The sequence below is a fragment of the Paraburkholderia sp. J63 genome, assembly GCF_905220245.1.
Taxonomy (GTDB): domain Bacteria; phylum Pseudomonadota; class Gammaproteobacteria; order Burkholderiales; family Burkholderiaceae; genus Paraburkholderia.
Window position 1 is genome coordinate 249,219 of the sequence record NZ_CAJMZF010000002.1, and the last position, 18,444, is coordinate 267,662.

Here is an 18,444-nt window from a genome sequence, read left to right on the forward strand (position 1 = left end):
CGCGTGTTGCCACGCTCGAGCGGCCGCTCAGGTGAGCCTCAACGGTTCGATCAAGAGTCTTTCTTCGTCGAGCCGGATTTGCGCCGGCTTGCCCTTCACCTCTGCGGCGAGTGGAACTTCAGCGGTACGGTAGATGCCCGCAATCGAAATGAGTTCCGCCTCGAGGCTCGTGCAGAAAATACGTGCGTCGTGGTTGCCGTGCACGCCCGCGAGCGCGCGGCCGCGCAACGGCGCGTAAATATGGATGTTGCCTTCGGCGATCACTTCCGCCCCGTTGGACACCATGCCGAGCACGACGAGGTCGCCCTTCGCGTAGATGCGCTGGCCCGAGCGCAGCGGCCGGTCGATCACGAGCGTCGGCTCCGTGCTCGTCGTACGCGGCGCGGCGAGGCCCGCATCGGCGCTGTCTATCTCCGCGGCGTCCTGCGGGAACAGCTCAGGCTGCACGGCGGAAGCACCGGCGGCCGCTACAGCGGCGTCGCCAGCCTTCGCGTTGGCCTGCGCATTGGCGCTCGCGCCCGAATTTGCGCCGGCATCGGCGGATTGCGACGGCGCGCCCGCGCTCGCAGCGCTGGCAGTGGCATCGGCACGAGTCTCTTGCGCGGCGGCCGGAACGTTGGCGGGCACATCGGTGCCGGACGCGGCGCCTGCACCGATCGCGACGCGCTTGTCGCGCGCCTCGAGGAACGGCAGGCCCGCAACGGCTGCCCAGCCGTGCTGCGAGGATTGAGCGACGACGCCCACGGGGCGCATGCGCACGCTTTCGAGCAGACGCGCGATCTCGGTGAGCGGCACTTGCTCGCCCTCGGCGAGGCGCCGCACGTCGATGGCCACCGTATCGTTGGCGAAGAATTCCGGCGTCGCCTCGAAACGCCGGGTGAGCTCGGCGCGCATCGCATCGAGTTCAGTCGTTTTGACCACGAACAGAAGCGTATCGACTGAACCGCTCTTCAGTTCAAAATATGGCGATTTCCTGGGCGACATGGCGTTCGGCGAAAAATTTTGCGTATTTTACAGGCGTCGACGCGCAAGGCCATTATTTTTAATGGCTCAAAATGCTGCGACATAGGGAACGATGCAAGACGGCGGGGACTGCCGGCGCATGACGTGCGGTGCACACGTCATGGCGTAAAAACAAGGAAAAGGCGCTGGACAGGGGCTCCGTTACTGGGCCGACATGCTCTTGTGCACGAGCGCGACGTCCCGCACGAGGAGCGTCTCCCACTGTTCGGGCGTTTGCGTGCTGCGCGCATGATCGCCGGTGGCGACGAACCCGAGCCGCTCATAAAAGCGCATGGCGGTGATGTTGTTATCGGTCACCCAGGCGTAGACCTGCGCCGCGCCTTCGCTCACGAGCCACTCGATGGCGGCATTGACGAGCAACTCGCCACCGCGCAGATGCCGCACCGCCGGCGCCACCCACAGCGCGAACACGAACGCCCGGCGCGCCGGCGCGCTCTCGAAGTTCGCGCCGATCAGGCCGGCCGGATGACCCTCGGTGTAGAGGATGAACGAGGTGGCGGTATGCGAGTCGGCGTGACGCGCAGCCGCGGCGTCGAAAACGGCTGCATCGGCAGACAGCGCATCTTCGAGCGAGTCGCCGAACGCGTAAGGCGCGTCGCGTAGCGAGGCGGTTCGAAGCTCGCGGAGCACGGCACCCTGATCGGCGGCGATACGGCGAACGGTCAGTGACGGACTCATGCAGTCGTAAACCCCAATAAAGCATTAACGCGTAGCTTTAACCGAACTGGCCGGAGAGTCAAATCCTTATTTAACAAAATTGCCCCGCAAACGCCACACACACGGGCTTGACAGCCCGACCGAGGGGCCGCACACCCAGACGCACCGCGGCCCTCACGGAGCCTCGTAGGCGCCCGTGCCGTCCGGCCAGGGAGTGAGGAGTTCGTAGCCGTCGTCGGTGACCGCGACCATGTGCTCCCATTGCGCGGAGAGCGAGCGGTCCTTCGTCACCACGGTCCAGCCGTCGCGCTGCACTGCCGTGCCGGCGCGGCCCGCGTTCACCATCGGCTCGATCGTGAAGACCATGCCCGGTTTCAGGCGCACGCCCTGCCCCGGCTGGCCGTAGTGCAGCACCTGCGGCTCCTCGTGATAGACCTTGCCGATGCCGTGGCCGCAATACTCGCGCACGATCGAGAAACCCTCGGCCTGGGCGCGCCGCTGGATCGCGTGGCCCACGTCGCCGAGCGTGGCGCCGGGCTTCACCTCGCGAATGCCGGCGAGCATCGCCTCGTAAGTCGTGTCGATGAGTTGGCGCCCGACCGTGCTCGCGTTGCCCACGGTGTACATGCGGCTCGTGTCCCCGAAATAGCCGTCCTTGATCACGGCCACGTCGATGTTGATGATGTCGCCATCCTTGAGGACCTCGTTGCGGTTCGGAATGCCGTGGCAGACCACCGAGTTGACCGAGGTGCAGATCGTCTTCGGGAAGCCGAGGTAGCCGACGTTGGCCGGCACCGCCTTGAGCGTGTTGACGATATAGTCGTTGCAGATCGCATCGAGATCGTCGGTGGAGACGCCCGGCTTGACGTGTTCGCCGATCATGGCGAGCACGTCGGCGGCGAGCCGGCCGGAAATGCGCAGACGCGCGAGGTCGTCGGCGGATTTGTAGGTGATAGCCATCTGTGAACGAATCTGTGAACGATAGTGAGCGCGACGGCGCGCGAGGCGCCTCGCCGCGAATTCAAAGGAGCCGCATCGAAGGGAGCATTGTACCGGGGCGTCGGCGCCCTCCGGCCAGCGACGATTCGGATACGTCCGATTGTCCGCGCACAAGCCACCCTCAAAAATGAGAATTATCTTACAACGACATGAGCAGAACGCCAGTCCATGACCCAGCCTAGCCCCGCTCCCACGGCGAGCGCCTCCTCCGGCGCGCCGTCGAACGCGCATCTCAACATCCTGATCGCGCTGCCCACCTACAACAATTCGGTGCATTTCGACTTCGCGATGGCGCTGGGCCGCCTGCTGGAGACCCTCAAGGAGCGCGGCGTGCGCTTCGAGTACATCCACACGGCTTCATCGCACATCATCCGCGCGCGCAATTTCTTCGCGAATTATTTCCTGAGCCATCCACAGTTCACGCATGTCCTGTTCCTCGACACGGACATGGACTTCTCGCGCGAAGCGGTTCCGCGCCTCATCGCCGGCGACAAGCCGGTGGCGGGCATCGCGTGCCCGTACCGGTTCTTCGACGAAGAAAAGAAGATCACGAGCGACGATGTGGGCCTCAGCCTGCGCGAATGGCAGGAAAAAACCGTGGACTACAACACGTCGATCCGCGCCGACGAGAAAGGCAACAGCTCGGTCAGCAACGGCTGGGTCGAGGTCAACCACATCGGCACGGGCATCTTCCTGATCCGGCGCGATGCGCTCGAGGCGCTCGTGCCGGTCACGCAGCTCTACCGGCCGCCCTCGCAATATGCGCCCTACCTGCCCGATGGCCGCTTCTACGCCTTTTTCGACACTGTCGGCGAAAAAGGCGTTTATCTCTCGGAGGATCTGTCGTTCTGCCAGCGCGTGCGCGCGGCGGGCATGTCGGTGTGGGCGCTCATCGACGAAAAGATCGTGCACCACGGCAGCTCGGCGATTTCGGGTACGTTCCTGCGCTCGCTGGAGCGGCGTGGGCATACGGGGAAATAATGCCGGTAACAGCCGGGCCGAACGTCCGGATGAGCGGATTCGTGCGCCGCTACGCCGAATCGATGCAGTGGTGGCCGGTCCTCACTGCCCCGGCTGTTCCCCGCCCTCGCACAGGGCGTGCAAATGTTTCAGCAACTCCGGCAACGCGGTTGCACGGTTTCCCACCCGACATCGAGATTGATATCGGCGATCCGATTGCGCATGCCGCGCATACTGCGCCAAGGCACGTCGGGATGCGCGTCGGCGAAATCGGCGTGGCCATCCATCACCTTCGTAGCCGCTTCGCCGATGATGACAAGACTCATGATGACGGCCTGCTGCGTGCGCTTGTCCTCAAGGAACTCGCTTTTTCCATGCCCGTCACAAAGCCACACGCGTCCCTGCAGCCTGCCGCATGTGGTCGAGGTAATCGGGCAATCGGCTCCCAGTCATACGGGCTGCGCCTCCGCAAGCACTTTGGCTCTGAACTTCGCCGGCAAATCTACCAGAGTCTGCAGGTCGACATGAAGGTCCAGCAGCGCTTCCAATTCGTCTTGCAGGCCACCCAGGTCAAATAGCGTCGCACCGGGCAACGCATCGACCAGCAGATCGAGGTCGCTGCCGTCCCGGTCGGTGCCATGCACGACCGAACCGAAGACGCGCGGATTCGCGGCCCGATAGCGGCGCGCCGCCTCGCGCACTGCGCTTCGCTTCATATCGAGCACAACAATCTGTGATTACCTGGCCGAACAGCGCCGTGATCCAGCCAGTGTCGTGCAGCACGGAGGCAATCAAGACCGTCTCTCGTCGTGAATACGCAGTGCGCCGTCGCACATTGGCTCCAGCATAACGAAGCCTCTACAAGGTCGAGCAGGCTATTTTTCCCGTGCAATGCGGGCTTTTTTTTCGCCGATGTTGGATGCGAGCAACACACATTATGCGCCTTGAATGGCTTTCATCGGACAAATCTCAATCTTTCAAAATCTTGACAATGTTTGACGCATCTTTCTCGACCCCCACGCAAAAATCGCCGGATTACTTACTGCGGGGTCGGGTCGATGAATCGTTGCTTCCGGTTGGTCTACAGCCACGCGCGCAACATGCTCGTCGCCGTCGAGGAAACGGCAACGGCAACAGGCAAAGCGGGAGAGACACGCGCTGCGGGACGCACATCGGCGTCGCCGGGACCAATCCGCCTGGTTGTCCCGTCTTCTCCCCGCTGCGCTGCTGGCGCTCGTCCCCATGCTGACGTTCGCGCAGATCGTCGCGGGCGGCGCACACGCGCCGAACGTCATCCAGACACAGAATGGTCTGGATCAGGTCAACGTTAATCGCCCTGCAGGTGGGTCAGGCGTTTCTGTCAACACCTACACCGGATTCAACGTGCCAGCACGGGGCGCGATTCTGAACAATTCGAGTTCGATAGTCCAGACGCAACAGGCCGGGATGATTAACGGCAACCCGAACCTTGCACCGGGCCAGTCCGCGAAGATCATCGTCAACCAGGTCAACAGCCAGAGTCCGGCCCAACTAGCGGGTAGCCTGGAGGTCGCGGGCAGCCGGGCTGAAGTTGTGCTCGCCTCCCCTGGAGGCATCGCCATTGCAGGCGGCGGGTTCATCAATACGAGTCGGGCCATTCTGACAACCGGGACGCCGAACTTTGCACCGGACGGGTCTCTTTCGGGCTTCAACGTCACGAGCGGCAACATCGTGGTCAGCGGCGCGGGCCTGAACGCATCAAACGTCGATCAGGTTGATCTGCTTGCACGCGCAGTACAGGCAAATGCGGCTATCTACGCCGGGAAGAACCTGAACGTCATCACGGGCGCGAACAGTATCGACCACGACACGCTGAACGCCACGCCGATTGCAGGCGACGGTCCCGCGCCGGGGGTCTCCATCGACGTGAGCAGCCTGGGCGGTATGTACGCCAATCGCGTCTATCTCGTGGGCTCGGAAGCAGGCGTCGGGGTCTCCCTCAAGGGCGTTGTTGCCGCAAGTGCCGGCGACCTCGTGTTGACCACGCAGGGCAAGCTGGTACTCGCCAGTCAGGCGAACGCCAGCGGCAATATCACCATGTCGGCGCGCGACGGCATCGACAGTAGCGGCACGACCTACGCGCAGCAGAACGTCAGCCTGAGCACAAGCGGCGCGCTGAACAACAGCGGTCTGGTGGGGGCGCAACAGAACACGAGCGTGAACGCCGGTTCGGTGAGTTCGACTGGCACGCTCGCGGCCGGCGTGAACGGCGACGGCTCAATCGCGCAGTCCGGCGACCTGACCGTGAGCGCGTCGGGCGCTGTCGCGGCCACGGGCCGCAACGCGGCGGGCGGCAATGCGAGTATCAGCGGTACATCGGTGAATCTCGCGGGCAGCAGCACATCTGCGAACGGCGCCATGACGCTCGCGGCGAACGGTGGCGACCTGAACCTGTCCGGCGCGACGACGACCGCAGGCGGCACGCTGGACGCGCGCGTCAGTGGCACGCTGAACAACGACAACGGCGCAATGTCCTCGGACAGCGACCAGACCATCACGGCGGGCGCGCTGTCGAATCGCGCCGGCCAGATGGTGTCGGGCGGCAAGCTGACCGAAGCCGTCGCGGGCGCGACGGACAACTCGGGCGGCACGATGCAGGCGAGCGGCGCGCTCTCGTCGGCGTCCGGTTCGCTCGAAAACTCGGCCGGCCGTATCGCCTCGCTCGGCACGGCCGGCGTCAACCTGACGACGACCGGGCTACTCAACAACGGCGCGGGCGGCAGCATCGGCGGCAATGGCAGCGTCGGATTGCAGGCCGGCCAGATCGCGAACGCCGGTTCCATCACGGCGGTCCAGAGCCTGATTGCGACGGCGGTGCAGACCCTGTTCAACAGCGGCAAGTTCGCGGCAAACGCAGACATGTCGCTCTCGGCTGGTTCCGCGCTGACGAACACGAACCAGTTCGCCGCGGGCCGTGCGCTGACGCTCTCGGCCGCAACGTTCAACAACAGCTGCGCGACGGCGACCGCCGACCAGTTCACGCTGCACGCGACGGACTTCCTTAATCGTGGCGGCAGCGTAACGCAAACCGGGACCGGCGCGACGACGCTCGACGTGACCGGCACGCTCGACGACACGAACGGTTCGATCCAGACCAATGCCAACAGTCTCGCGCTCGGCCCTGCCGCGCTGCTGAACGACAACGGGAAAATTGCGACCTCGGGCACCGGAGTGCTTTCGATCAATACGGGCAACCTGTCGAACAATCACGGCTCGATTGCGACGAATGGCAAACTCGACGTTCACGCGGGCGCGACCTCGAACCAGGGCGGCACGTTTGCCGCACAGACCGGCGCGACGTTCAGCCTTGCATCGCTCGACAACAGCGCGGGCGGCTATATCGGCGCGAAGACCGTCGCCATTACGGACGCGGGCGCGGCCGACAACTCGGACGGCACGATCCAGGCCGACGACTCGCTCGAACTCTCGGCTGACTCCGTGAAAAACGATGGCGGCTCGATTGCGAACGGTGGCAAGGGGGCGACGAACGTCTCGGCGAACGGCGCGGTTTCGAACACGAACAACGGCCTGATTGGCGGCAATGGCGATGTCTCGGTTTCGGGCGGCAACGTCGACAACGAAAACGGGACCATCACGGCGGGCGGCGCGGCGGCGGTCGCGTCGGGCGACGGGGTCAACAACCGCGCGGGCCTCATCCAGGGCACGGGCGCGAAGGTCACGGCCGCCGGGGCAGTGGTCAACGAAGGCGGCCAGATCGAATCGGACGGCGCGGCGTCAACGCTCGATGTCTCGGGCGCCTCGCTGGACAATGCCGATGGCCGCGTCGCAAACACGGGGACGGGCGCGACCAACATTACGGCCGCCAGCATCGTCAACAGCAACGCGGGCGGCGTCGCGGGCGCGGGCACGATAGGCGGCAACGGCGACGTGACCGTGAACACGCAGACGCTGTCGAACACCAGCGGCGCGCAGACGCTGTCGGGTCATGACCTGACGCTGAATATCGGCCAGCTCGCCGACAACACGAACGCGACGCTCTCGGGCGCGAACAACCTGACGCTGAACGGCCCGAATGCCGCGTTCGTCAACGTGGGCGGCTCGGTGCATGGCAATGGCGCGGTCACGCTCGACACGGCCTCGGTCGACAACGCCAGCGGGCGCATCGGCAACGACACCGGCAGCGGCGGCTCCATCGCGATCCAGACCGGCACACTCGCGAACCAGGCCGGCGCAATCGGCAGCGACCAGAACCTGAACGTCACGGCGAACACCCTGACCGGCGATGGCCGGATCATCGCGGGCAACGATGGCACGGTCACGTTCCTCGACGACTTCACGCTCGACGGCATCAACCTTATCCAGGCGAACCACGACCTCACGTTCACGACGACGGGCGCATTCACGAATCAGGGGGTACTCGGCGCGGTCAACGCGCTGACCATCAACGCCGCCAGCGTCGACAACCAGGCCGGCGCGGACATCAATTCGACCAATACGACGGTCAACGCCCAGGGCGCCATCGCGAACGCGGGCCGCATCGAGGGCGACACCGTCACGACGAACAGCGCATCACTCGCGAACATCGCAACGATAGTCGGCAACACGGTCACGCTGAACGCCGGTTCGATTACCAACACGGGCGCGGCGGCGGCACTCGCCGCCGCCTCGACCCTGAACCTCTACTCTGCGGGCGATATCTCGAACACGGGCGGCGCGACGATGTTCAGCCTTGGCGACATCAACATCGCCGCGGACGGCACGCGCGACGCCAACGGCGTGCTCGTGAACCGCGCGAACTCGGTGACGAACGACCAGTCGACCATCGAAGCCCAGGGCGACATCCAGATTGCCGCGCAGACGGTCACGAACACGCGCCCCGCACCCACGGTCGAGACCGTGACGACCGACGTGGATATGGTCCACCAGACCAAGCGCGACAAGTACATGCCCTGTACGACGACGGGCGGTGACGAGCACACGTCATGTACTGCCGCGGTCTATAACGGCCCGTACAGGAACCCGCTCAACGCGACGTTTTCGACGGACCAGATTCTCACGGAAGGCGTCGGGCCGAATGCCACCGACCGCGTGCTGATCGTGAGCGTAAACGGCCAGCAGGAGGCGATCTACTACAACACCCTCACGACGAACAGCAACGGCACGATTACCGTCAGCTACTGGGACGACTACGACCCGCACGTCAACTACGACCCGGCCACCGAATATCCGAGTGACAACCAGGCGCACAACGGCTATCAGCGCGTCGAAGTCGCGCGCGACACCACCACTACCACGCAGCAGGACCAGATCGTCGGGCCGCTGGCGCAGCAGGCGCAGATCATGGCGGGCGGCAACATCGTGCTCGCCAACGTCGGCACGATCAACAACGAATACAGCGCCATCGGCGCGGGCAACGCCATCCAGATCGGCAGCAGCACGGCGGACGGCGACGTGGCGAGCGGGAATTACGGCGGTACGCTCGTGAACAACGTCGGGCAGACCCTGTACCAGTACCAGTGGCAGGATATCGTCTCGACCTACGCGTGGAACGAGGACATCAGCCGCGACCGCGGCACGGTCACGGAACCGTCGATCATCCTTGCGCCGGTCGCGATTGGTGGCACGGGCGGCACGATCATCGCGAACAACCTGGTCAGCATCAGCGGGACCGACGTGAACAACACGAACGTCGCGGCGGCGAACTCGGCCACGGGCGCGACGGGCGGCACGCTCGGGGCGAACGGCACGGCGGGCGGCATCACGGGCGGCAGCGGACAGACCGTGAACCTCGCCACGGGCCAGACCGAAACCATCGATGCGCCGCAGTCGGTCGCGGGGCCGACCGGCTCGCTGAACATCACGTTGCCGTCGAGCGGCCTGTACACCTTCAACACCGCACCGGGCGCGTCGTATCTCGTCGTCACGGACCCCAAGCTGACCAGCTACGCCAGTTTCATTTCGAGCGACTACATGCTCCAGCAGCTCGGCCTGAACCCGCAGGACATCGAAAAGCGCCTCGGCGACGGGCTCTACGAAATGCAACTCGTGCGCAACCAGATTACGCAACTGACCGGCCGTGTGACACTGCAAGGCTATTCGAACAACCTCGACGAATATCGCGCGCTGATGGACAACGGCGTGAACGTCGCGAAGGATTTCAACCTTCAGCCGGGACTTGCCCTCACGGCGGCGCAGATGGACGCGCTGACGAGCGATATCGTCTGGATGGTCAACCAGACCGTCACGCTGCCGGACGGTTCGACGCAAACCGTGCTCGCCCCTGTCGTCTATCTCGCGCACGCACATGCGAACGACCTGCAACCGACTGGCGCGCTGATTACGGCCGACGATGTCGAGATTCACGCGACGGGCAACACGACGAATTCGGGCGTCATCAAGGGCGGCACGCAGACCGTGATTACCGCGACGAACATCGTCAATCGCGGTAGCGCCATCGGCAGCAGCACCGACGACGGCACGACCGTCCTGTCGGCATCGAACGATATCGTGAACGCCTCGGGCCGCATCGGGGGCAACCGGGTTGCAGTCCTCGCCGGCAACAACATCGTCAACACGACCCTGGTCGACACGGTCGCGGCAACGTCATCGACCAGCGACAGCAGGATCAGCCAGACCCTCATCGGCGCGCAAGGTGCCATTACGTCGACGGGCGAGATGATCGTCGCGGCCGGCAATGACCTGACCGTTCATGGCGCGAACATCACGGCGGGCGGCAATGCGTCGGTCACGGCGGGGCACGATATCAATGTCGATGCGGTGCAGTCGGATATCGCCCAGTCCGTGACGAAGAACGACCAGCATCACCGGGAAGCCAGCAGCACGACGAACGAAACGAGCGCCATCACGGCGGGCGGCAGTCTCGGGGTGCAGAGCGGCAACGACATGACGTTCGCGGGCGCGAAGGTGGCGGCCGGCAGCGACCTGACGGTGGCCGCGGGCGGCAACCTCACGGCGACGACCGTCACGAACACGGCGAAGCTCGACAACGTGGCAACGGACGGCCCCTCACGCAGCGAGGTCGATCACAGCTACAACGAGCAGGCAGTCGGTACGGCCTTCAGCGCGGGGGGCAATGCGACGCTCGCGGCGGTGAGCGGCGATGCCAGCAAGGGCAATGTGGCGCTGACCGGTTCGTCCCTCACGGCCGCGACAGGTGCGGCGAACATAGCCGCAACCGGCGACGTCAATATCAACGAAGCGCATGAAGAACACGACAACTATTCAGCGGTCGAGTCGAAGCGCGGCAGCTTCGTCAGCAGCACGACCACGAACACGATGCAGAACACGCAGGCCAACGTGTCGGTCGGCAGCACGGTCGCGGGCGATACGGTCAATGTCGAGTCCGGCAGGAACCTGACGGTCCAGGGCAGCACCATCGCGGCGACGAACGATGTCAACCTTGCCGCGGCGAACAACGTCACCATCACGACCTCGCAGGATACGGCCACGCAGGAAAGCTACTACCACCAGACCCACTCGGGCATCGGCACAAGCGGCCTGAGCGTGAGTATCGGCCGCCAGTCGACCGAAGACACCGGGCAGACCTCGACCGTGACGAACAACGCGAGCACGGTCGGCTCGATCAACGGCAACCTGAATGTGGCCGCAGGCGGCGACCTGCATGTGACCGACAGTAACCTCGTGGCCGGCAAGAACATCACGGGCACGGGGGCGAACGTCATCATCGACGCGGCCACCGACACGAGCCATACCACCCAGAGCCAGAAGACGAGCAGCAGCGGCCTCACCATCGGCCTGGCGGGATCGCTCGGCGATGCGATCAACAATGCGTATTCGGAATCCCAGGGGATTAAAAACTCGTCCGGCAACGGCGACAGCCGCGCAGCGGCACTGCACGGCATCGCGGCGGCGAACGACGCCTACACTGCGGGGAGCGCGGTGGCGGGCGCTGTGAACGGCACGGGCAAGCCCGACATTGGCGTACAGGTCAGCATCGGTTCCGGTCATAGTCAAAGCGACTTCAGCGAGAACCAGGCCACGCAGCAGGGTTCGAACGTGCAGGCAGGCGGCACGGCGGCGTTCGTGGCGACGGGCAACGGCACGCCTGGCTCGGGCAACCTGACGATTGCCGGCTCGAATGTGAACGCGAACGATGTCGTGCTCGCGGCAAAGAACCAGGTCAACATCATCAACACCACCGACACGGATTCGACGCGCAGTTCGAACAGTTCCAGCAGCGCAAGCGTGGGCGTGCAATACACGGTCGGCGGCGGGTTCGGCATATCCGCCTCGATGGCGAACGCGCACGGCAACGCTAACAGCGACGCGGCGGTCCAGAACGCCTCCCACGTCAATGGTACAAACAGCGTGACGGTGGTATCGGGCGGCGACACGAACATCATCGGTTCGCAGGTCAACGGCCGGCAGATTGCGGCCGACGTGGGCGGCAACCTGAACGTCGTGAGCGTGCAGGACACGACCACGAGCGCGGCGCACCAGAGCAGCGCGGGCGGCGGGTTCACCATCAGCCAGGGTGGCGGCGGCGCGAGCTTCACGGCGCAGAACGGCCACGCGGACGGGCAATACGCGGGCGTGAACGAGCAGGCGGGTATCAACGCGGGCGATGGCGGGTTCGACATCAGTGTCAAGGGCAACACGGGCCTGAACGGCGCAGTCATCACGAGCACGGCAGACGCGTCGAAGAACAGCCTGACGACGGGCACGCTGACCTACTCCGATATCGCGAATCACTCGGAGTACGACGCCAGTAGCAACGGCATCAGCGCGGGCGTAGGCATCGCCAGCAGCGGCAAGTCGGTCGGCCCCGCTTCGGGCAGCAACACGGGCGGCGTCTCGCCGATGCTGCCGGAGAACGACAGCGGCTCGTCGGATGCGACGACGCGCAGCGCGGTCAGCGCCGGCACAATCACGGTCACGGTCACGGACCCGACGCACCAGACGCAGGACGTGGCGGGCCTGAGCCGCGACACGACGGACACGAACGGCACGGTGTCGAAGCTACCCGATGTGAATGCGCTGCTGAACCAGCAGGCCGACCGGATGAATGCAGCGCAGGCGGCGGGCCAGGCGGTCGCGCAGCGCATCGGTGACTACGCAAACGCGCAGGAGAAAGCGACAGGCGACCCGGAATGGGCGGAAGGCGGAAGCAAGCGCGCAGCGATGCAGGCCGCAGGCGCGGCACTCGTGGCCGGCCTGGGCGGCGGTGCGGCCAGTGCGGTCGAAGGCGCGGCGGGCGCAGCGATTGGTTCGAAGATGGCGGGCTCGCTGAACGAACTGAGCAATTCGATTGCCGGCTCGAACCCGACCGGCGACGCGAACGTGAACCAGGCGCTCGGAAACATTGTGGCGAACGTCATCGCGACCGGTGCGGGTACGGCTGCGGGCGGCGCGGGCGCATTCTCCAGCTCTGACGTGGACCGGTACAACCGGCAACTCCACGCTGACGAACGCCAATGGGCCAAGGTCAACGCGAGCAAGTTCGCGCAGTTCTACCAGGACCAGACCGGCCAGGCAATCACGGCAGACCAGGCGCAACAGTTGTTGCTGGCAAGTGGCTATCGGTTGGTCGATGCAGCCGCGAGCGCAGGACCGGCGCCAGATGGCGGTAAGTACGCTACGGCGTTCATCAGCCAGAACGCGGGCGACATGTTCCGGGCGACTCCTGCCGAGTACAACAATCCGTTCCTCTACGGCAATGCCGATCATTCTCTGTCGCCTGAACAAAAGGCGCTGCCCGGCCATGAGGCACATCCCCAAGTTGGTATGGCTGTCGGTGCGGCAGTTGGCCTGACAGCGCTCGGAGCCGTCGCACCCGTGACGGCTGCTGCGTGGGGGTTAGGCACGGTGTATGACTACTCTGGCGATGCTATTAGCTACGCCTTCGGCCTATCCGGCGATACGCCAAACGTTGGCAAGTCGTTGACTGTTGGCGGCATCACGGCTGCCACCTCGTCGCTCCTACTGCCGCTAGGGGTGCTTGGCGAAAAAGCCGGGACTGGTGGCAAGATTTTCGTTGCGGGGTATAACGCGGCGGTAGCGGGAGCAGGCAATTTCGGTGCGACGGCTGTGACGAACTCTGGAAGTCCTGACCTTTCTGCTGGGGTTGGAATTGTTTCAAACGCGCTTGGTACAGTGATGACGGGGATGATGCCCGGACCTATGGGCAACTTCGTCAACCAAATAAATCAGGTTCTGGCGGGGCCAGCGCAAAATGCAATATCCAACGCATCGAAACAACAGGAGAAGAAGTGAACGCCGCAAGCAAAAGAAAAGCCGTCTGGCGTAAGGCGCTTATGGCATATGCAGCGGCATGTGCGTTGCCACTGTTTATTCTTGCTGTCTCCGTGGCGAAGGGTGCGGGATGGCGCCCAGTCCTAGTGGGATTGCCCGCGTATATAACTTTTTTTACGGCAATCACCTACCAACTTGTTAAGGAACTCCGGGCTTTGGAGCGCAACTCCAAACCCGACGCCGGAGGCGAAGCATGAGTGACGTCCAACTGTCGTGCGGCATCTGGCCGTTGGTCGAGCACGGCATCGAGCAGTACGAGCGCGAGTACGGGTGTAAGCCCGTCGCGCTCATTTTGATGAGTATCTTATCGACCCCGTTCGAACTGATTGGCCGAGGCGGCGCAACTGCCGTGTCTGGCGTGCTACTTCTGGCAGCGGAATGCTTGATTGCTCTTTTGGTGATCCTAGCCGTCCGCCGTCTCGCGATCTTTGCGGGTGCGAAAACAGAGAGAGTTTCGGGGCGCGTGATGCGGAAATGGGTAATACCCGAACACCGTGAATGGCAAGGAAAAGCCTATGTCACGGTGCCGGCAAAAAACGCACTCGAAATAGTCGTCGACAACCGCTCTTTGCAATTCTCCCCTGTTCCCTGGAAATATGACCGAGTTCACGAAGGCGACGATGTCGATGTTGCTCTCCAGAGGGGGCGATTCGGGAACGAGATACGAATTCTCGATATTGGACCGTTCTGATATGACTCAATTAGCTTGTGGCATATGGACGTTGGTGGAACACGGCATCGAGCAATACGTGAAGGAACACGGGCGCAAGCCTTACGCGCTCGTCATGCACCCTGCGCACACGAAGGGATTCGCGAGTGTCGAATGGAAAAAAACCGCACTGCTTGACGATGTTTCGATCATCGCGAGTCCGCGTTTCGACCTGCCAGTCCTGATTGACGAACGCGGCAACTCCTTCGACCTGTAGCCATGTTCCGCATTTTTACAAGCCGGCGTGAGTTTGTCTCGGCACTCGCAACTCTCCTAACTGCGCTGCGTTTTCTTTCCTGCGTCTTACTTGTAGCAGGAGCCGCGTTGTGTCTGGCCGTCTATGTGTTCGGTATTCCGCGCGCAGTAGATGCAGAGCGGGTAATGCTCATGGGTATTCCAACGCTTGGCGCGGTGATGCTTTGTAGCGCATTGCGAACACGACTGCTGAAGCAACCATGTAGCACAAAATACGGAACAATCGGCCCACTCGAACCCGGTTGGGCCGCTTTTGTGAACGCCAACATACTCGGAGGCGTCGTCTTCTTCGCGTTCGGAGTAGCCGTAAATCTTTTAAGCAACAAGTAACAGAATCACGGTCCAAATCAACAATGAAAATCCGAAAGAGGCTGGCGGCTCTGCCGCTGACAGCCCTTGTCACGTTCGCCTCGCACGCGCAGCATGCGTCCGAGGCGTCGATTGAGCAGGCACTGCAAGGCGGCCCCAACACTGAGCAGAACCAGCAGCAACGCCGCGACGCGCAGCAGCGCGAGGCGGCAATCGCCGCGCCCGTCGTGCGCTCCGATCTGCCGAAGATCGAAGCGTATCCCGCACTGCCTCACGTCACCGTGTTTCCGCATCGACCGCTTCGCGCTGGACGTGCCTGACACGCTGCCGGCCACCACGCGAACGAAAGGCGCGTCCGCCTTGCCGCAAGACCCGTTCGCGTTCGCGCGCGAATGGCTCGACCACTACAGCGGGCAATGTGTCGGCAAGGAAGGTATCGACGTGCTCTCGAAGGGATTGCAACAGGCGATTCTCGCCCGCGGCTATGTCACGACGCGCGTCCTGCTGCAACCGCAAGACCTCGCGACCGGAACCCTCACGTTCGCGCTCGTGCCCGGTGTTGTGCGCAGCATCAGCTTCGCGGACCCTTCGCTATGGGGAACATGGAAGACCACCTTCCCGGCACGCGGCGGCGATCTGCTGAACGTTCGCGATCTGGACCAGGGCATCGAGCAGATGAAGCGCGTTCCGAATCAGGACGTGAGCATGGAAATCCGGCCGACTGACGTACCGGGCGAAAGCGATGTCGTGCTGACCGTCAACCGCACGAAGCCCTGGACGTTCATCGCATCGGTCGACAACAGCGGCACGGAGGCGACGGGCAAATGGCAGGGCAACGTCAGCCTCGGCCTGAACAACCCGCTTGGCCTGAACGACATCCTCTCGCTCGGTGCGAATCAGGACTTGTCATTCGGGAACAAGGCACTCGGCTCGCACGGCTTCAACGGCTCGTACTCGATCCCCTGGGGGTACTGGACGGCGACGCTCTCGGGCAACACGAACACGTACTACCAGAACATCGCGGGCGTGAACCAGACCTTCGTGTCGAGCGGCAATTCGCAGACGGCCGCGCTGCGTCTCGCGCGGGTCATCACGCGCAGCCAGAACGACGTGCTCGGCGGGTATGTCCAGCTCTCGAAGCGCTTCGGCGAGAGCTTCATCGACGACACCGACATCCCGACACAGGGGCGCAACAACACGTTTCTGGAACTGGGCGTGACCGACCGCCATTACTTCGGCGCGGCGCAGTTCGACGGCACGCTGGCCTACCGCCAGGGTATCGGTGGCCTTGGCGCGACGGCGGACCTATACCCTGACGGCCCGACCTACCGCTTCCATATGGCCGTGCTCGATGCAAATCTCTCGGTGCCGTTCGCAGTGGGAAGTCAGCGCTTCGCCTATGTCGGGACCATCCACGGGCAGTTCACGAACGACACGCTGTTCTATATCGACGACCTGACCATCGGCAGCCGCTACACGGTGCGGGGCTTCGACGGCAACACGATGCTGGCCGGCGAGAAGGGTTTCTACTGGCGCAATGAATTGCAATGGCCGGTATTCCAGACAGGACAGACGCTGTATGCGGGGATCGACTACGGACGCGTATTTGGCCCTGGAACCGAATATCTCGCGGGCACGCAGCTCGCAGGCGCGGTGATTGGCATTCGCGGCGGCGTGCCCACGAAACTAGTTGGCGTCTCCTACGACCTGTTTGTCGGTACGCCTATCTACAAACCAAGCGGATTTCCCACCGCCCGGTTCACAACGGGTCTGCAAGTGACAGCGCAGTTCTGATGCCGGGTTGCATCAACCGGCTGCGCCAGCACATTGCCGGTGCGGTCTCACATGGAGGTACAACAAGATGACGAATACACCGTGTCAGAGAAGCACCGCAGGACGCAAGTTAACCGTCATGCTGACCCTCGCCCTGATGATAGGGCTTGGCGCATGTGGCGGTGGCAGCAGCAACAGTAGCAGCTCCGCCGCCAACACAGGCGGCTCGCAGACACCAACGGACAACACAGGTGGCTCGGGAAATTCAACGCCATCGACGAACGCGAGTTTCTTCGATGGCATCTTTCTTCAGGGCTCAGGCTCGGGCCTCTACCAGTTTGATTCGAATATGGCGAACGGGGCCGTGACGGGAACGGGACGAACGTCGTTCTCTGTGAACCCAGACGACGACACCAGTTTCAGCACAACGTCCAGCGTCGTTGCCGGAAACTTCACTCAGCGGTACGTTACACAGGCATACATTACGGCCGAAGGCGCATTTACTTCGCAGAGCACGCCCTATACCGACATCGGCACGAATTCAAAGATATTCGCCAAGCTCCCGCAGGGATACGAGTTGGGAATTCAGGGCATGTCGACCCCGCTCTATCAGGTGACGATCAACACCCAGGACGTCTCCGGCCAGGCGGTTTCGCAGGTTGTCCAGCAAGACGAAGGTCCGGCGACGAATGGCCTGTCGCTTCTGCTCGGCAACGACAATACCCCGATGCCCCAGGGCGCGCAGATGTACCAGATGCCGTACACCGTCGTGACGACTCACCTGTGGGTCAATCTCTCGGCAGGAAAATTGAACTTCGCCTCGCTCGAGAGCGCACAGAGTCTGGTGGGCGGAACCATCCAGACACTCGGCGGCTACCGGTACGTCTGGCCGTCGGCGAACAGCATCGCGTATGTCGAATACAACGGTGCGGTCTATTTCGGTGAAATGCTGACGGCGGGTGACGCGCGTGATGTTGTCCCCGCAGCCTATAACCGCGTCGCTGCGGACTATATTGGGCAGCGGGAAAATGCCGCATTGAGCAAGTAATCCTGAAAGTCTTCAGGATGCCCGACCGCACAATGGGCGGCCGGGTTCCAGATAACTGGGCAGTTCGGGGCACCCCAAAACATGAAACTGACACTGGAGAACTTTCTGCGGGCGCACTTCGCACAGCTCACGTCGCCCGACGCGGACCCGTTGCCGCCCTGCCCCCGATGTGGCGGTGGGCGTATTGGCAAGAAGGGGTATTCGCGGCGGAACACGGGGCGGCTGCCGACCTACGTGTGCAAGCAATGCGGTCGTTACTTTAACCGCCCGAGTGGCACGCCACTCTCATACCTACCCTTCGAAGGGCCAGTTCGACGTATTTCTCATGCTGCTGCCGCAGTCGATCAGCCGCGCCCAGGCAACGCAGCGAAACAGCCTGGTTTCCTTAACGCCTGAGACAAATGAGCATTGAATGGTA

10 protein-coding genes and 2 pseudogenes are annotated in these 18,444 nt (G+C 63.3%); 7 read left to right on the forward strand and 5 right to left on the reverse strand.

Annotation, left to right across the window (positions count from 1 at the left end):
- Window positions 1–27: 27 nt before the first annotated feature.
- The 3 genes from minC to map all read right to left on the reverse strand — a co-directional run bounded on the left by minC (window position 28) and on the right by map (window position 2,640).
- Window positions 28–984 (reverse strand): septum site-determining protein MinC, encoded by a 957-nt coding sequence (gene minC / locus U5775_RS03455; RefSeq protein ID WP_322056712.1) that lies wholly within the window; start codon window positions 982–984, stop codon window positions 28–30.
- A gap of 180 nt (window positions 985–1,164) precedes the next feature.
- A complete protein-coding gene (locus U5775_RS03460) occupies window positions 1,165–1,701 on the reverse strand; it encodes a GNAT family N-acetyltransferase (RefSeq protein ID WP_322056713.1) in 537 nt (178 codons plus the stop codon).
- Window positions 1,702–1,854: 153 nt separating this feature from the next.
- Window positions 1,855–2,640 (reverse strand): type I methionyl aminopeptidase, encoded by a 786-nt coding sequence (map, locus tag U5775_RS03465; protein WP_322056714.1) that lies wholly within the window; start codon window positions 2,638–2,640, stop codon window positions 1,855–1,857.
- A 207-nt stretch (window positions 2,641–2,847) separates the two neighbouring features.
- Here map and U5775_RS03470 point away from each other — a divergent pair, with 207 nt between their 5' ends.
- Window positions 2,848–3,660: a hypothetical protein gene (locus U5775_RS03470; RefSeq protein ID WP_322056715.1), complete on the forward strand. Its 813-nt coding sequence runs from the start codon at window positions 2,848–2,850 to the stop codon at window positions 3,658–3,660.
- An 81-nt stretch (window positions 3,661–3,741) separates the two neighbouring features.
- Here U5775_RS03470 and U5775_RS03475 read toward each other — a convergent pair.
- Window positions 3,742–4,092: pseudogene (locus U5775_RS03475) on the reverse strand (DUF86 domain-containing protein).
- Window positions 4,089–4,355: a nucleotidyltransferase family protein gene (locus U5775_RS03480; protein ID WP_322056716.1), complete on the reverse strand. Its 267-nt coding sequence runs from the start codon at window positions 4,353–4,355 to the stop codon at window positions 4,089–4,091. The pseudogene U5775_RS03475 and the gene U5775_RS03480 overlap by 4 nt, the downstream one beginning before the upstream one ends.
- 384 nt (window positions 4,356–4,739) lie before the next feature.
- On the opposite strand from U5775_RS03480, the gene U5775_RS03485 reads away from it, so the two are divergent.
- The 6 genes and pseudogenes from U5775_RS03485 to U5775_RS03510 all read left to right on the forward strand — a co-directional run bounded on the left by U5775_RS03485 (window position 4,740) and on the right by U5775_RS03510 (window position 18,026).
- Window positions 4,740–4,970 (forward strand): hypothetical protein, encoded by a 231-nt coding sequence (locus U5775_RS03485; RefSeq protein WP_322056717.1) that lies wholly within the window; start codon window positions 4,740–4,742, stop codon window positions 4,968–4,970.
- Window positions 4,882–13,893 carry a hemagglutinin repeat-containing protein gene (locus tag U5775_RS03490; RefSeq protein ID WP_322056718.1) on the forward strand — a complete coding sequence of 3,004 codons (9,012 nt, stop codon included), beginning with the start codon at window positions 4,882–4,884 and terminating at the stop codon, window positions 13,891–13,893. Before U5775_RS03485 ends, U5775_RS03490 begins: the two co-directional genes overlap by 89 nt.
- A 232-nt stretch (window positions 13,894–14,125) precedes the next feature.
- A complete protein-coding gene (locus U5775_RS03495; protein ID WP_322056719.1) occupies window positions 14,126–14,623 on the forward strand; it encodes a hypothetical protein in 498 nt (165 codons plus the stop codon).
- Between the two features lie 34 nt (window positions 14,624–14,657).
- Window positions 14,658–14,858, forward strand: a complete 201-nt coding sequence (locus tag U5775_RS03500) for a hypothetical protein (RefSeq protein WP_322056720.1) — start codon at window positions 14,658–14,660, stop codon at window positions 14,856–14,858.
- A gap of 391 nt (window positions 14,859–15,249) precedes the next feature.
- Window positions 15,250–16,999 (forward strand): annotated as a pseudogene (locus U5775_RS03505) (ShlB/FhaC/HecB family hemolysin secretion/activation protein).
- Between the two features lie 67 nt (window positions 17,000–17,066).
- A complete protein-coding gene (locus U5775_RS03510; RefSeq protein ID WP_322056721.1) occupies window positions 17,067–18,026 on the forward strand; it encodes a hypothetical protein in 960 nt (319 codons plus the stop codon).
- The last annotated feature ends 418 nt before the right edge of the window (window positions 18,027–18,444 follow it).

Coding starts and splice junctions, on each gene's coding strand:
- minC (WP_322056712.1), bottom strand. CDS start 984: ATGTCGCCCAGGAAATCGCCATATTTTGAACTGAAGAGCGGTTCAGTC.
- U5775_RS03460 (WP_322056713.1), bottom strand. CDS start 1,701: ATGAGTCCGTCACTGACCGTTCGCCGTATCGCCGCCGATCAGGGTGCC.
- map (WP_322056714.1), bottom strand. CDS start 2,640: ATGGCTATCACCTACAAATCCGCCGACGACCTCGCGCGTCTGCGCATT.
- U5775_RS03470 (WP_322056715.1), top strand. CDS start 2,848: ATGACCCAGCCTAGCCCCGCTCCCACGGCGAGCGCCTCCTCCGGCGCG.
- U5775_RS03480 (WP_322056716.1), bottom strand. CDS start 4,355: ATGAAGCGAAGCGCAGTGCGCGAGGCGGCGCGCCGCTATCGGGCCGCG.
- U5775_RS03485 (WP_322056717.1), top strand. CDS start 4,740: ATGCTCGTCGCCGTCGAGGAAACGGCAACGGCAACAGGCAAAGCGGGA.
- U5775_RS03490 (WP_322056718.1), top strand. CDS start 4,882: ATGCTGACGTTCGCGCAGATCGTCGCGGGCGGCGCACACGCGCCGAAC.
- U5775_RS03495 (WP_322056719.1), top strand. CDS start 14,126: ATGAGTGACGTCCAACTGTCGTGCGGCATCTGGCCGTTGGTCGAGCAC.
- U5775_RS03510 (WP_322056721.1), top strand. CDS start 17,067: ATGACGAATACACCGTGTCAGAGAAGCACCGCAGGACGCAAGTTAACC.